This is a genomic window from Streptomyces koelreuteriae, assembly GCF_018604545.1.
Lineage (GTDB): Bacteria > Actinomycetota > Actinomycetes > Streptomycetales > Streptomycetaceae > Streptomyces > Streptomyces koelreuteriae.
Genome location: NZ_CP075896.1, coordinates 4434007 through 4448752, shown reverse-complemented (window position 1 = coordinate 4448752; position 14746 = coordinate 4434007). Strand labels below are relative to the sequence as shown.

10 protein-coding genes and 2 rRNA genes are annotated in these 14746 nt (G+C 67.7%); 9 read left to right on the top strand and 3 right to left on the bottom strand.

Going from position 1 to position 14746, the window contains the following annotated elements; genetic code table 11:
* Positions 1-107: 107 nt before the first annotated feature.
* Genes KJK29_RS20025 through KJK29_RS20005 form a run of 5 tightly spaced genes read left to right on the top strand, consistent with a single transcriptional unit; the run spans position 108 to position 7081 of the window.
* On the top strand, positions 108-941 hold the full coding sequence (locus KJK29_RS20025; RefSeq protein ID WP_215120521.1) for a hypothetical protein: 834 nt from the start codon (positions 108-110) through the stop codon (positions 939-941).
* Positions 931-2265: a hypothetical protein gene (locus tag KJK29_RS20020; protein ID WP_215120520.1), complete on the top strand. Its 1335-nt coding sequence runs from the start codon at positions 931-933 to the stop codon at positions 2263-2265. The genes KJK29_RS20025 and KJK29_RS20020 overlap by 11 nt, the downstream gene beginning before the upstream one ends.
* The gene (locus tag KJK29_RS20015; RefSeq protein WP_215120519.1) at positions 2262-3818 is read left to right on the top strand and encodes an SCO6880 family protein; all 1557 of its coding nucleotides are present in this window, start codon (positions 2262-2264) and stop codon (positions 3816-3818) included. The genes KJK29_RS20020 and KJK29_RS20015 overlap by 4 nt, the downstream gene beginning before the upstream one ends.
* Positions 3819-3824: 6 nt before the next feature.
* Entirely contained in the window at positions 3825-5237 is a 1413-nt protein-coding gene (locus KJK29_RS20010) for an ATP-binding protein (protein ID WP_215120518.1), read from the top strand.
* An 11-nt stretch (positions 5238-5248) separates the two neighbouring features.
* A complete protein-coding gene (locus KJK29_RS20005; RefSeq protein WP_215120517.1) occupies positions 5249-7081 on the top strand; it encodes a type IV secretory system conjugative DNA transfer family protein in 1833 nt (610 codons plus the stop codon).
* A gap of 6 nt (positions 7082-7087) precedes the next feature.
* On the opposite strand, the gene KJK29_RS20000 is transcribed toward KJK29_RS20005, so the two are convergent.
* Positions 7088-7630, bottom strand: coding sequence for a GNAT family N-acetyltransferase (locus KJK29_RS20000; protein WP_215120516.1), 543 nt, complete (start codon positions 7628-7630; stop codon positions 7088-7090).
* 93 nt (positions 7631-7723) lie between these two features.
* Here KJK29_RS20000 and KJK29_RS19995 point away from each other — a divergent pair, with 93 nt between their 5' ends.
* The 4 genes from KJK29_RS19995 to KJK29_RS19980 are packed head-to-tail and all read left to right on the top strand — an operon-like array spanning position 7724 to position 11353.
* Positions 7724-8644 (top strand): ATP-binding cassette domain-containing protein, encoded by a 921-nt coding sequence (locus tag KJK29_RS19995; RefSeq protein ID WP_215120515.1) that lies wholly within the window; start codon positions 7724-7726, stop codon positions 8642-8644.
* Complete coding sequence (locus tag KJK29_RS19990; RefSeq protein WP_215120514.1) at positions 8641-9420, top strand: ABC transporter permease; 780 nt, start codon at positions 8641-8643, stop codon at positions 9418-9420. Before KJK29_RS19995 ends, KJK29_RS19990 begins: the two co-directional genes overlap by 4 nt.
* A gap of 23 nt (positions 9421-9443) precedes the next feature.
* Positions 9444-10685 carry a sensor histidine kinase gene (locus KJK29_RS19985; RefSeq protein ID WP_215120513.1) on the top strand — a complete coding sequence of 414 codons (1242 nt, stop codon included), beginning with the start codon at positions 9444-9446 and terminating at the stop codon, positions 10683-10685.
* Entirely contained in the window at positions 10682-11353 is a 672-nt protein-coding gene (locus tag KJK29_RS19980; RefSeq protein ID WP_215120512.1) for a response regulator, read from the top strand. The genes KJK29_RS19985 and KJK29_RS19980 overlap by 4 nt, the downstream gene beginning before the upstream one ends.
* 60 nt (positions 11354-11413) lie before the next feature.
* Here the strand turns inward: KJK29_RS19980 and rrf are convergent.
* A 5S ribosomal RNA gene (gene rrf / locus KJK29_RS19975) occupies positions 11414-11530 on the bottom strand.
* A gap of 92 nt (positions 11531-11622) precedes the next feature.
* Positions 11623-14743 (bottom strand): 23S ribosomal RNA (locus KJK29_RS19970).
* Between the last annotated feature and the right edge of the window lie 3 nt (positions 14744-14746).

The window sequence follows — 14746 nt, the reverse complement described above, 5'->3', positions numbered from 1 at the left end:
CACACCGCGCCCGCGCGGGAACCAGCACGGCTACCGTCGTACGAGGAGTATGAGAAGTACGACCGGTACCAAGTGTTTCCGCACGACGTCGAGGGGGCGGACGCGGCATGAGTCTCGGTGACGAGCGCGAGGCCTCCGGCGGCTACGGCGGCACGGGCCAGACCCGAACCCGCCTGCCCGACACCGACCCCGACGCCTACGGCACCCCCCGCCGCACCCCCCGCTCCTCGCCCCGCAGCCTGGTCACGGTGGTCGGCGTAGTGGTCCTCCTCCTCGCAGCCATCGCCTTCGCGAACCGCGGCGGCGACGATGCCGACAAGACCGACTCGACGGGCAACAAACCGGAGACGGCGGCCACGGCACCCTCGGGAGAGAAGCCGGTGGAGTCGAAGACGGGCGAGATCCCCACGGGCTACCCCCAGAGCGAGCAGGGCGCCCAGTCCGCGGCCACCAACTACGGCATCGCCCTCGGGTCGGCCGACATGTTCGACGCCGGGAAGCGGCGCGCGATCGTCAACACCGTGTACCCATCCGACGTCGCCGCCACCCAGATGCCCGCCTTCGACCAGGTGTACTCGAAGGAGAGCTTCCTCGAGAAGATCGGCCTGACGAAGGACGGCACAGCGCCGAGCGGTCAGACCTTCATCTCGCGCGTCATCCCGGTAGGCACCAAGGTCACGGCCTTCAACCACGGCACCGCCACGGTCGCCCTCTGGTACACCTCCCTCTTCGGCCTGTCGGGCGAGGCGTCCAAGAACCCCGTGACCGAGAGCTGGTACACGACGACCTACGAGTTGAAGTGGGTCGACGGCGACTGGAAGGTCACCGACTCCACCCAGAGCGACGGCCCGGTCCCGGTCGGGCGCGACCAAAGAGCCTCCACCGCAGAAGACATGACCAAGGCTGTCGAGGAGTACGGAGGGTTCACCTATGCCCGCTAGGCACCACGTACTCAAGCTGGCCGCCGCGGTCACAGCGGTGCAGACGGCCGCGGTCCTGCTGGCCACCCGTGCCGTCGCCGCGCCCACTCCCTCACCGTCGCCGAGCAACAACGCCTGCGACCTCCTGAGGGGCGAGGCCAGAGAGATCTGCGAAGGCGACACCGGCAGCGGCGGTGGCGGCGGAGGCGGTTCCTCCCGCCTCGACCCCACCTCCACCCTCGACCCCCTCTCCTCCCTCGCCAAGGGCTGCGCCGAAGCCGCCTCCTGGACCGTCGACAAGCTCAGCGAAGCCGTGAAGGAGACGGCCAACGTCGACTTCACCAACCCCAAGTTCCTCCAGCAGTACGCCGTCGTCTTCGCCGCCTCGACGGTCCTCACGCTCCTGCTCTGGCTCCTGGCCGTCGCCAAGCGCGCGGTGCGCGGCGTCCCCCTCGCCACCGCCATCGGCGAAGCCATCGGCTTCCTCTGGCTGACCGTCCTGGCCTCCGCCTTCACCCCCCTGATCCTCTACACCGTCGTATCGGCCACGGACGGCATCACCGAGGTCCTCGCGAAAGGCACCGGCGACCAGACCGACGCCTTCTTCGGCACGTTCTCCGAGGCCCTCAAGAAGGGCGAGGACATCGGCGGCGGCCCGATCATGCTGATCGTCGTCTCCCTGGTCAGCATCCTCGCCGCCGGCGTCCTCTGGCTGGAGCTCGTCATCCGCGCCGCCCTGCTCTACGTCGGCGCCCTCCTCGGCACCGTCGTCTACGCCGGCCTCGTCGACAAGAACCTCTGGGGCCACGTCCGCCGCTGGGCGGGCATCATGATCGCGGTGATCCTGATCAAGCCCGTCATCGTCATCGTGCTCGGCCTCGCCGGCGCGCTCTCGGCCGACGACGGCCCGGACGCCTTCTCCGCCGTCGTCTCCGGCCTCGCCATCATCCTGCTCGCCATCTTCGCCAGCGCGATGATCTACCGCTTCGTCCCCGGCTTCGGCGACGAGATCGCCGGCTCCCGCAACAACCGCCTCATGCAGGGCGCCGAAGGCAAGGCGGCAGCAGTGATCAGCTCCCCCGCGACCCTGGTCGCGCAGGGCATCAAGACCCACAGCTCCCGCGCGGACAACCAGGGCGGCTCAGGCGGCCAGTCCTCCGCCGCCCGCCCGAGCAACCCCGCCTCCGGAGGAGTCGCCGCGCACAGCTCGCGCCCCTCGAACGGCGGCGGCGGATCTGTCCCCTCCGCCGCACCCGCACCCCGTTCGAGCAGCCCCGTCAACACTCCCCACGCCAGCAACACCCGCAACAGCAGCAGCAACCGCACGGGAGGTGAAGGGCGTTGACGACCGAGTCCCACGTGTCCCATCCGGTCACGCCCCGCCGTACATATCTGATCGGCCGCGCCCGGCCGAACGCGATCATCGGCCGCAACCGCGAGACCGGCGAGATCGCCCTGATCGTCGTGGGCGCGTTCCTCGGCATGATGTCCGGACTCCTCGTCCCCCTGCTGCCCCTGCGCATCGCGCTGCTGGCCGGGTTCCCGATGCTGGCGCTGGCCGCGGTGTACGTGCCGTTCAAGCACCGCACGTTCTACAAGTGGTTCGAGATCAACCGCAGCTTCAAGCGGACCCTCAAGCAGGGCACCACCTACCGCTCGAGCGCCGTCGAGGCCGGCACCCGGCTCGACGGCCGCGAGGTCGAGGTCGGCCCGCCCCCGGGCATCGGCCGCGTCACCTGGCTGGCCGCCCCCTTCGGCCCCGACGAGATCGCCGTACTGCTGCACGCCGACCGCAAGACCGTCACCGCCGCCATCGAGATCGAGGGCCCCGGCGTCGGCCTGCGCGACTCCGAGGACCAGGAAGCCCTGGTCGACCGCTTCGGCACCCTGCTCAAGCACGTGGCCAACGGCGACGGCTTCGTCACCCGCCTGCAGATGCTCGCCCGCACCCTCCCCGCCGACCCGGACGCGCACGCCAAGGACGTCTCCGTCCGCGGCGACGAGAAGGCACCGCCGTGGCTGCAGCAGTCGTACGACCAGCTCCAGTCGATGGTGTCGACCAGCAGTGAGCAGCACCGCGCCTATCTCGTCGCCTGCATGCACTACACGCGCGACCTCGCCGCCGAGGCGGGCGCCATGGCCCGCGCGGCCCGCAGCCACGGCGGCAAGGTCGACCGGGACGCCGGACTCGCCGTCGTCATGGCCCGCGAGCTGACCGACATCTGCTCGCGTCTGCAGGAGGCCGACATCCGCGTACGGCAGCCGCTCGGTCAGGGGCGGCTGTCCTCACTGGTCCACTCCATGTACGACCCGGACCACCCGATCGACCACATCCAGGCGATGTCCAAGCGCAATGCCTGGCCGGCCGAGCTGGACGCCATGGAGCCCACGTATCTCCAGGCCAAGACCCGGGAGTCCAGCACCCGCGCCCCCTGGTGCCACGCCACCGCCTGGGTGAAGGAGTGGCCGATGACGCCCGTCGGCGTCAACTTCCTCGCCCCGCTCCTCGTCCACACCCCGGACGTCATCCGCACGGTCGCCGTCACGATGGACCTCGAACCCACCGAGGTCGCCATCGAGCGCATGCTCACCGAGAAGACCAACGACGAGGCCGAGGCGTCCCGCGCCGCCAAGATGAACCGCACCCTCGACCCGCGCGACGTCGCCGCGAACTCCCGGCTCGACCAGCGCGGCGAGGACCTCGCCAGCGGCGCGGCCGGCGTCAATCTCGTCGGCTACATCACCGTCTCCTCCCGCTCCCCCGACGCCCTCGCCCGCGACAAGCGGACGATAAGGGCCTCGGCAGGAAAGTCGTACCTGAAGCTGGAATGGTGCGACCGCGAGCACCACCGCGCCTTCGTGAACACCCTTCCCTTCGCCACCGGCATTCGGAGGTAGGACCTGATGCGGGACCCGCTGTCCGTCCTCACCGACGCCTTCACGTCCTTCCTCTTCGGAAAGGTCGAGACGACCAGGCTCCCGGTGCGCACGTCCACGGGCCAGGCCCAGGCGGTCTACCTCCCGACCGCCGCCCCCGGCCTCGGCGACTCCGGCGTCATCATCGGCCGCGAGGTGTACTCCGGAAAGGGCTACATCTACGACCCCTTCCAGCTCTACGGCCAGCAGCTCCCCGCCCCCCACTGGCTGGTCCTCGGCGAGTCCGGCAACGGCAAGTCGGCGCTGGAGAAGACGTACGTCCTGCGCCAGCTCCGCTTCCGCGACCGCCAGGTCGTCGTCCTGGACGCCCAGGGCGAGGACGGCGTGGGTGAATGGAACCTCATCGCCCAGGAGCTGGGTATAACCCCCATCCGCCTGGACCCCATGGCCGCCCTGGACATGGGCATCCGCCTCAACCCCCTCGACCCCGCGATCACGACGACGGGCCAGCTCGCGCTGCTCCGCACGATCATCGAGGTCGCGATGGGCCACGGCCTGGACGAACGCTCCGGCTTCGCCCTGAAGGTCGCGCACGCCTACGTCAACGAGACCATCGTCGAACGCCAGCCGGTCCTCACCGACATCGTCGAGCAGCTCCGCCACCCCGAGCCGGAGTCCGCGGAGGCGATGAACGTCGCCATAGACGACGTACGCGCCTGGGGCCTGGACGTCGCGCTGGTCCTGGACCGCCTGGTCGACGGTGACCTCCGAGGCATGTTCGACGGCCCGACGACGGTCGGCATCGACCTCGACGCGCCCCTCATCGTCTTCGACCTGTCCCACATCGACCGCAACTCCATCGCCATGCCCATCCTCATGGCGATCGTCGGCGTATGGCTGGAGCACACCTGGATCCGCCCCGACCGGAAGAAGCGCATCTTCCTGGTCGAGGAGGCCTGGCACATCATCAACAGCCCCTTCGTGGCCCAGCTGTTCCAGCGCCTGCTGAAGTTCGGCCGGCGCCTCGGCCTGTCCTTCGTCGCGGTCGTCCACCACCTTTCGGACGTCGTCGACGGCGCGGCGGCGAGAGAGGCGGCGGCCATCCTGAAGATGGCGTCGACAAGGACGATCTACGCCCAGAAGGCGGACGAGGCACGCGCGACGGGCAGAGTGCTGGGCCTCCCCCGCTGGGCGGTCGAGATCATCCCGACCCTCACCCCCGGCATCGCCGTCTGGGACGTCAACGGCAACGTCCAGGTCGTCAAACACCTGATCACGGAGACCGAACGCCCGCTGGTCTTCACCGACCGCGCGATGACCGAGTCCTCCGCCGACCTCGCGGACGACGAAGCCCTGCGCGCCGCCGAACTGGAGGCGGAGGAACGGGCCGCGGCCTTCGTGGAACACCACCTGGGCGACTCCGAATCGACGGTGGCGTAGAGGGAGAACGCGTGAGACCGGACGACCGCCGCACCCAGCGGGACAGCCAGGGAGGCATCCCCGACGGCCTGCTGATCGGCATACTCGCGTTCCTCCTCGGCATGACCCTGCTGGTGTGGACGGCCACCGGCCTCGCCGCCCTGTTCGCCCACGGCTCCTGGCCGTCCGGCGTCACCTTCACCCGCACGCCCCTCGCCATGCGCGCCCTCGTCGCCCAGCCCCACGACATCCCCGCCGCCTGGCCGGACACACCCCCCGGCGAACTCTCGGGCTACGGCCTGTTCTGGGGCTTGTTCATCGGCCAGCTGATGATCCTGGTCGTCCTGACGGTCTTCGTGATGGGCACGCTGGCCCGCTGGAGAGCGGTCCGGGCGAGACGCCGGGAGGAGAGCGCGACGGCTGCGGGACGAGGTCCGGCGGACGCGGCGTACGAGGCACACACACCACCGCGGCACGAGACCCGGGGAGCGGCCCACGAGCCCACATCTCCGACGGTGCGGCACGAGGCGCCGGGAGCGGTGCGGAAGGATTTCCCGACTGCGGCGCAGGGGCAGGCATCCGCGGCGGTGCAGCACGAGTTCCCGACAGGGGCGCCGGGCCAGACATCCGCGTGGGTGCAGCACGAGTTCCCGGCAGCCGCGCAGCACGAGACCCCGGCAGCGGCACACGAGCGGACCTCCCCAGCCGTGCAGCACGAGTTCCCGGCAGCCGCGCAGGGGCACGCACCCCCGACCGCGCAGCACGAGTTCCCGACACCGGCCCAGGACCACGGACCCGCCTCGACACCGCACGAGGTCCCGACCCCCCGCCGCTCGCCCTCAGACCCCACCGGCCCCACCAGCCCCCTGGCTCCGACGGCGGACCCTCCCACCACCCCCGCGACCCCGGCATCCCTGTTCGCCCAGGAACGGGTGGGCAGGTGGGAGAAAATCCTCGTAGCCCCAAGGGAATCCCGCCAGACCACCGCCACCCAGGCGATCCGCGACGCCGCAGGCCCAGCCCTGGTCGTCACATCGAACCCCACCCTCTGGCAGAACACCAAGGACGCCAGAGCCAAACTGGGCCCCACCCACCTCTACGACCCCACCCACCTCTGCGACACCCCGTCCCGCCTCCACTGGTCCCCCACCACCGGCTGCGAGGACAAGGCAACGGCAACCCGACGAGCCACCGCCCTCCTCACCCCCGTACGCCCCACCTCCAAACTCGACCAAGCCCTCAGCGACACAGCCGAGATACTCCTGCGGAGCTACCTGCACGCCGCAGCCATCGACGGCCGCACCATCCGCCACGTCCACCGCTGGTCCCAGGGCACGCAGATCCAGGACGCCGTACGCATCCTCCGTACGAATCCCAAGGCCGCCCCCGGCGCGGCAGGCGAACTCGAAGGCACTCTCACCGCGCACCCCGAACGCCGGGACATGGCCCAGCAGTTGACCACCCGAGCCCTCGCGGCCCTCTCCACGGTCAACATCCGCGAGGCCTGCACTCCCAACCGAAGTGATGCCCTCGCCTTGGATTCCTTCGTCCACGAAGGGGGCACGCTTTATGTGGTGGGGGAATCCATCGAGGACCCCAGGACCCAGCCGGGCGCGATGCCCCTCCTGACGGCCCTCGTCTCCAGCGTGGTCGAGCGCGGCCGGCACATGGCCGAACGGTCATCCTCCGGTCGCCTCGACCCACCAATGACGCTCGTCCTGGACGACGTCGCGGCCGTGGCTCCGCTTCCCCAGCTGCCGGAGCTCCTGGCCACCGGAGCGGACCGGGGCATGCCGACCCTGGCCCTGCTCCGGTCCCGCGAACAGGCCCGCGCCCGCTGGCCGCACGACGAGCTGCCCGTCTAGCCTCGCTCACTCCCGCTCGAGCACGAACTCCAACTCCCGCTCCCCCGCGTCCCCGAGCGGCACCGTCACCCCGCTCGGCACGAACCCCGCCCGCCGATAGAACCGCTGCGCCCGCCCGTTGTCCTCGTGCACGATGAGCCGCACCCGCTCGAGCCCCTGCGCCCACGACCACTCCAGGGCCGCGTCGAACAGCACCTCGGTCAGCCCGCTGCCGCGCTCCTCGGGCCGTACGAACACCGCGACGATGTGTCCCTGCTTGCGCTGCACCTCGAACCCGGCCCAGTCCGTCGTCCCGGGCTCCTCCACGAGCACGGTCAGCGTCCCCACCCACCGCCCGTCGGGCCCCTCGGCGATGATCTGCTGCACCGCGTCCGCCCCTTCGGAGCCCTGCGCGGTCCGCTCCTGCCAGAAGGAGTCCGGCTTGGCCGCGGCCTCCTCGTACGTCTCCAGGAAGGCGAGGTGCGCCACCGGGTCCCGCAGCGCCGCGAGCCGCAGCTCCTTCGCCGCGGGCCACTCATCAGCACGGACGGACCGGATCACATAGCTCATGCGGGCCACGGTAGTACCCGGGTACGACACCCCTCACCCCGATTCCCCCACCGGTCCGACGCCCGCCGCCCCCGCGCGCACGAGCATCGAAGCATGCTGACCGCACACGAACTGACCAAACGCTACGGCGACCGGACGGTCGTCACGGACCTGTCCTTCACCGTCCGCCCCGGCACCGTCACCGGCTTCCTCGGCCCGAACGGCGCCGGCAAGTCCACGACCATGCGGATGATCCTCGGCCTGGACGCCCCCACCCGCGGCCACGCCACCGTGGGCCAACGCTCCTACGCCGCCCATCCCGCGCCCCTCACCGAAGTCGGCGCCCTGCTGGAGGCCCGCTCGGTCCACCCCGGCCGCACCGCCTACCACCACCTGCGCGCCCTCGCCCACACCCACGGCATCCCCCGCGCACGCGTCGAACAGGTCCTCGCCCTCACCGGCCTCACGGACGTCGCCCACCGCCGCGTCAAGGGCTTCTCCCTCGGCATGGGCCAACGCCTCGGCATCGCCGCGGCCCTCCTGGGCGACCCGGCCACCGTCGTCCTCGACGAACCGGTCAACGGCCTCGACCCCGAGGGCGTCCTGTGGATCCGCACCCTCCTCAAGTCCCTCGCCGCCGAGGGCCGCACGGTGTTCGTCTCCTCCCACCTGATGAGCGAGATGGCCCTGACCGCCGAGCACCTGGTCATCATCGGCCGCGGCCGCCTCCTCGCCGACACCACGGTCACCGACTTCGTACGCGACTCCGGCGCGGGCACCACCAAGGTCGTCACCCCGGAGGCCGCCACCCTCGCCGGCCTCCTCACCGCCCCCGGCGTCGGCATCACCACCGACACCCCCGGCACCCTCCAGATCCGCGGCACGGACGCCGAACACATCGGCCGCACGGCAGCCGCCCACGGCATCCCGCTCTACGAACTCACCCCGAGCACCGCCTCCCTGGAGGAGGCCTTCATGGACCTCACCCGCGACGCGGTCGAGTACACGGCGACCCTGGAAGGAGCGGCAGCATGACCACGACGGCCCTACCCCACCGCGTGACCCCGGCCCGCGTCCTGCGCTCCGAGTGGCACAAGCTCTGGACCCTGCGCTCCACCTGGGTCACCCTCGCCGTGACCAGCGCCCTCACCGCCGCCATGGGCGCGGGCCTGGGCGCCGCCTACGACGGCGGCGGCGAGGGCGAGATGGACACGGTCCTCTTCGTCCTCCTCGGCACCCAGTTCGCCCAGATCAACCTCGGCGTCCTCGGCATCCTGGCCACCGCCGGCGAGTACTCCACGGGCCAGATCCGCGCCACGATGACGGCCGTCCCCCGCCGCCTGCCCGTGCTCTGGTCCAAGGCAGCCGTGCTGGCCGCGATCGCCTTCCCCCTCACCCTGGCGACGAACCTCCTCACCTTCCCCCTCGCCCAGTCCCTCCTCTCCGGCACCGACCAGTCCGCCGCCCTCGGCGACCCGGGCGTCCTGCGCGCCCTCACCGGCAACGCGGCCGGGCTCACCCTGCTCGCCGTCCTCGCCCTCGGCATCGGCGCCCTGCTCCGCTCGGTCCCGATGGCCATCGGCGCCTTCATCGGACTCGTCATGATCCTCCCGGAGATCCTGGCCATGCTTCCGTACGACTTCGTCGACGACGCCGTCCGCCACTTCCCCGGCAAGGCCCTCGAAGCCCTCACCACCGCCCAGCCCCTGCCCGGCGCGACCTCCCCGAGCACGGCCCTGCTGGCCATGTTCCTGTGGACTACGGCGACTCTGGCGCTTGCCGCTACGGTCCTGCGCCACCGAGACGTCTGACACGCGGCATCGGAACCCTCACGATGGACCCCGTGACGGAACACAGGGCGCCGGAGCCCCTCACCGACTACACCCACCGCCTCACCCGCAAGGTGCGCGCCTTCGACCGACGCCACCCGCTGCTGTGGGACCTGCACTTCACCGGCTTCTGGGTGACGGCGGCCCTGATCGACTACGGCGGCGGCTGGCGCCACAACGCGCACAACCTGGACGTCCCCGGCTGGCTGGTCCTCACCCTGAGCCTCGGCCTCTCGCTGCCCCTGCTCCGACGCCGCACCCACCCGGGCACCGTCCTGGCCGCGATGATGCCCTTCGCCCTCGTCAACGCCTGGACGGGCACCGCACTCCAAGCAGCCCTGCTCCAGCTGGTCGTGATCTACCACATCGCCCTGCGCCGCGCCCTGCGCGACCTGTGGTGGGCCACGGCACTGGTGATGGCCCCGGTCCTCGTCTCGGTCGTCCGCTACGGCGAGGGCACCTGGGACCAGCAGATCGGCTCCCAGCTGATGTCCATCACCGTGGCCGCCCTCATCGGCATCACGGTCCGCACCCGCCGCACCTACACCGAGGCCCTGGAGGACCGCGCCCGCCGCCTGGAGACCGAACGCGACCAGCAGGCACAACTCGCCACCGCCGCCGAACGCGCCCGCATCGCCCGCGAGATGCACGACATCATCGGCCACAACCTCTCCGTCATCACCGGCCTCGCCGACGGCGGCCGATACGCCGCCGCCAAGTCCCCCGAGCGCGCGGGCCAGGCCCTCGACGCCATCGCCACCACCAGCCGCCAGGCCCTGACCGAACTCCGCCGCCTCCTCGACGTCCTACGCGAGGAGGAGAAGAACCAGGCAGAACTGACCCCCCAACCCGGCCTCACCGACCTCGACCAACTCCTCGACGGCGTACGCTCCGCAGGCCTCCCCGTCCGCACCACCACCCACGGCACCCCCACACTCCCCCCGGGCCGCCAACTCACCGTCTACCGCGTCATCCAGGAAGCCCTCACCAACACCCTCAAACACGCCGGCCCCGGCGCCACCGCGGAGATAGAGCTGTCCTACGAGGAGAAAGCCGCCGTCACCGTCCAGATCACGGACACGGGCACCGCCCGCAGAACGGACGCCCCTCCCCGAGCCGGTCGAGGACTCCCCGGAATGCGCGAGCGAACGGCCCTCTACGACGGCACACTTGAGGCCGGCCCTCGCCCCCACCCGGAGCAGGGCTGGCACGTCCGTCTCCATCTCCCGGAGGAAACCCCGCAGTGACCACGGTCCTCATCGCCGACGACCAGCCCCTCCAGCGCTTCGGCTCCCGCATGCTCCTGGAGAGCCAGGACGACATGACGGTCGTCGGCGAGGCCGCGAACGGCAGCGAAGCGGTCCGCATGACGGCGGAGCTCCACCCCGACGTCGTCCTCATGGACATCCGCATGCCCGGCCTGGACGGCATCGAGGCGACCCGCCGCATCACCGCCGCCGGCGACCGCACCCGCATCCTGATCGTCACGACCTTCGACCTGGACGAATACGCCTACGCGGGCCTCCGCGCCGGCGCCTCCGGCTTCCTGGTCAAGGACGCCCAGCCCGAGGAACTCCTCTCCGGCATCCGCGCGGTGGCCACCGGCGACGCGGTCGTCGCCCCCAGCCTGACCCGCCGCCTCCTGGACGCCTACGTCCACCACCTGCCGACCGATTCCTCGACCGAGAACCTGCCCCAAGAGGACGCCCGCCTCGCCTCCCTCACCGACCGGGAACGGGAAATCCTCACGGTCATCGGCCAGGGCTGGACGAACACGGAGATAGCCACCCGCTTCCACCTGGCCGAGTCGACGGTGAAAACCCATGTGGGCCGCATCCTCGCGAAAACGGGCTCTCGAGACCGCATTCAGGCGGTCATCCTGGCGTACGACACGAAGCTGGTGGAGCCCTCGTAAACGACCCTGAAACGCAGAAAACCCCCGTATCCGAAGATACGGGGGTTTCCTTGAATGATTGTTCGGCGGCGTCCTACTCTCCCACAGGGTCCCCCCTGCAGTACCATCGGCGCTGAAAGGCTTAGCTTCCGGGTTCGGAATGTAACCGGGCGTTTCCCTAACGCTAAAACCACCGAAACACTATGAAACTGTAAACTGCCGCACCATACCGTGACCTGGGTATGGGGCTGTTCGTGGTTTCAGAACCAACACAGTGGACGCGAGCAACTGAGGACAAGCCCTCGGCCTATTAGTACCGGTCAACTCCACACGTTACCGTGCTTCCATATCCGGCCTATCAACCCAGTCGTCTACTGGGAGCCTTACCCTCTCAAGGAGGTGGGAATACTCATCTCGAAGCAGGCTTCCCGCTTAGATGCTTTCAGCGGTTATCCCTCCCGAACGTAGCCAACCAGCCATGCCCTTGGCAGAACAACTGGCACACCAGAGGTTCGTCCGTCCCGGTCCTCTCGTACTAGGGACAGCCCTTCTCAATATTCCTACGCGCACAGCGGATAGGGACCGAACTGTCTCACGACGTTCTAAACCCAGCTCGCGTACCGCTTTAATGGGCGAACAGCCCAACCCTTGGGACCGACTCCAGCCCCAGGATGCGACGAGCCGACATCGAGGTGCCAAACCATCCCGTCGATATGGACTCTTGGGGAAGATCAGCCTGTTATCCCCGGGGTACCTTTTATCCGTTGAGCGACGGCGCTTCCACAAGCCACCGCCGGATCACTAGTCCCGACTTTCGTCCCTGCTCGACCCGTCGGTCTCACAGTCAAGCTCCCTTGTGCACTTACACTCAACACCTGATTGCCAACCAGGCTGAGGGAACCTTTGGGCGCCTCCGTTACTCTTTAGGAGGCAACCGCCCCAGTTAAACTACCCATCAGACACTGTCCCTGATCCGGATCACGGACCCAGGTTAGACATCCAGCACGACCAGACTGGTATTTCAACGACGACTCCACCCACACTGGCGTGCGAGTTTCAAAGTCTCCCAGCTATCCTACACAAGCCGAACCGAACACCAATATCAAACTGTAGTAAAGGTCCCGGGGTCTTTCCGTCCTGCTGCGCGAAACGAGCATCTTTACTCGTAGTGCAATTTCACCGGGCCTATGGTTGAGACAGTCGAGAAGTCGTTACGCCATTCGTGCAGGTCGGAACTTACCCGACAAGGAATTTCGCTACCTTAGGATGGTTATAGTTACCACCGCCGTTTACTGGCGCTTAAGTTCTCAGCTTCGCCACCCCGAAGAGTGACTAACCGGTCCCCTTAACGTTCCAGCACCGGGCAGGCGTCAGTCCGTATACATCGCCTTACGGCTTCGCACGGACCTGTGTTTTTAGTAAACAGTCGCTTCTCGCTGGTCTCTGCGGCCACCCCCAGCTCAGAGCGCAAAGCTCATCACCGGATGTGGCCCCCCTTCTCCCGAAGTTACGGGGGCATTTTGCCGAGTTCCTTAACCATAGTTCACCCGAACGCCTCGGTATTCTCTACCTGACCACCTGAGTCGGTTTAGGGTACGGGCCGCCATGAAACTCGCTAGAGGCTTTTCTCGACAGCATAGGATCATCCACTTCACCACAATCGGCTCGGCATCAGGTCTCAGCCACGTGTGCGACGGATTTACCTATCGCACGGCCTACACCCTTACCCCGGGACAACCACCGCCCGGGATGGACTACCTTCCTGCGTCACCCCATCACTCACCTACTACCAACTTGGGTCACCGGCTCCACCACTTTCCTTTCCCCGAAGGGTCCGGAACGGCTTCACGGGCTTAGCATCACTGGATTCGATGTTTGACGCTTCACAGCGGGTACCGGAATATCAACCGGTTATCCATCGACTACGCCTGTCGGCCTCGCCTTAGGTCCCGACTTACCCTGGGCAGATCAGCTTGACCCAGGAACCCTTAGTCAATCGGCGCACACGTTTCTCACGTGTGAATCGCTACTCATGCCTGCATTCTCACTCGTCAACCGTCCACAACTCGCTTACGCGGCTGCTTCACCCGGCAGACGACGCTCCCCTACCCATCACAGCGGGCGTTGGCCCTGTTGCTGCAATGACACGACTTCGGCGGTACGCTTGAGCCCCGCTACATTGTCGGCGCGGAATCACTAGACCAGTGAGCTATTACGCACTCTTTCAAGGGTGGCTGCTTCTAAGCCAACCTCCTGGTTGTCTCTGCGACTCCACATCCTTTCCCACTTAGCGTACGCTTAGGGGCCTTAGTCGATGCTCTGGGCTGTTTCCCTCTCGACCATGGAGCTTATCCCCCACAGTCTCACTGCCGCGCTCTCACTTACCGGCATTCGGAGTTTGGCTAAGGTCAGTAACCCGGTAGGGCCCATCGCCTATCCAGTGCTCTACCTCCGGCAAGAAACACACGACGCTGCACCTAAATGCATTTCGGGGAGAACCAGCTATCACGGAGTTTGATTGGCCTTTCACCCCTAACCACAGGTCATCCCCCAGGTTTTCAACCCTGGTGGGTTCGGTCCTCCACGAAGTCTTACCTCCGCTTCAACCTGCCCATGGCTAGATCACTCCGCTTCGGGTCTTGAGCGTGCTACTAAAATCGCCCTGTTCGGACTCGCTTTCGCTACGGCTTCCCCACCCGGGTTAACCTCGCAACACACCGCAAACTCGCAGGCTCATTCTTCAAAAGGCACGCAGTCACGAGGCAAGCACAAGTGCTTGCCCGACGCTCCCACGGCTTGTAGGCACACGGTTTCAGGTACTATTTCACTCCGCTCCCGCGGTACTTTTCACCATTCCCTCACGGTACTATCCGCTATCGGTCACCAGGGAATATTTAGGCTTAGCGGGTGGTCCCGCCAGATTCACACGGGATTTCTCGGGCCCCGTGCTACTTGGGTGTCTCTCAAACGAGCCGCTGACGTTTCGACTACGGGGGTCTTACCCTCTACGCCGGACCTTTCGCATGTCCTTCGCCTACATCAACGGTTTCTGACTCGTCTCACAGCCGGCAGACTGTGAAAGAGAGATCCCACAACCCCGTATACGCAACCCCTGCCGGGTCTCACACGCATACGGTTTGGCCTCATCCGGTTTCGCTCGCCACTACTCCCGGAATCACGGTTGTTTTCTCTTCCTGCGGGTACTGAGATGTTTCACTTCCCCGCGTTCCCTCCACACTGCCTATGTGTTCAGCAGCGGGTGACAGCCCATGACGACTGCCGGGTTTCCCCATTCGGAAACCCCCGGATCAAAGCCTGGTTGACGACTCCCCGGGGACTATCGTGGCCTCCCACGTCCTTCATCGGTTCCTGGTGCCAAGGCATCCACCGTGCGCCCTTAAAAACTTGGCCACA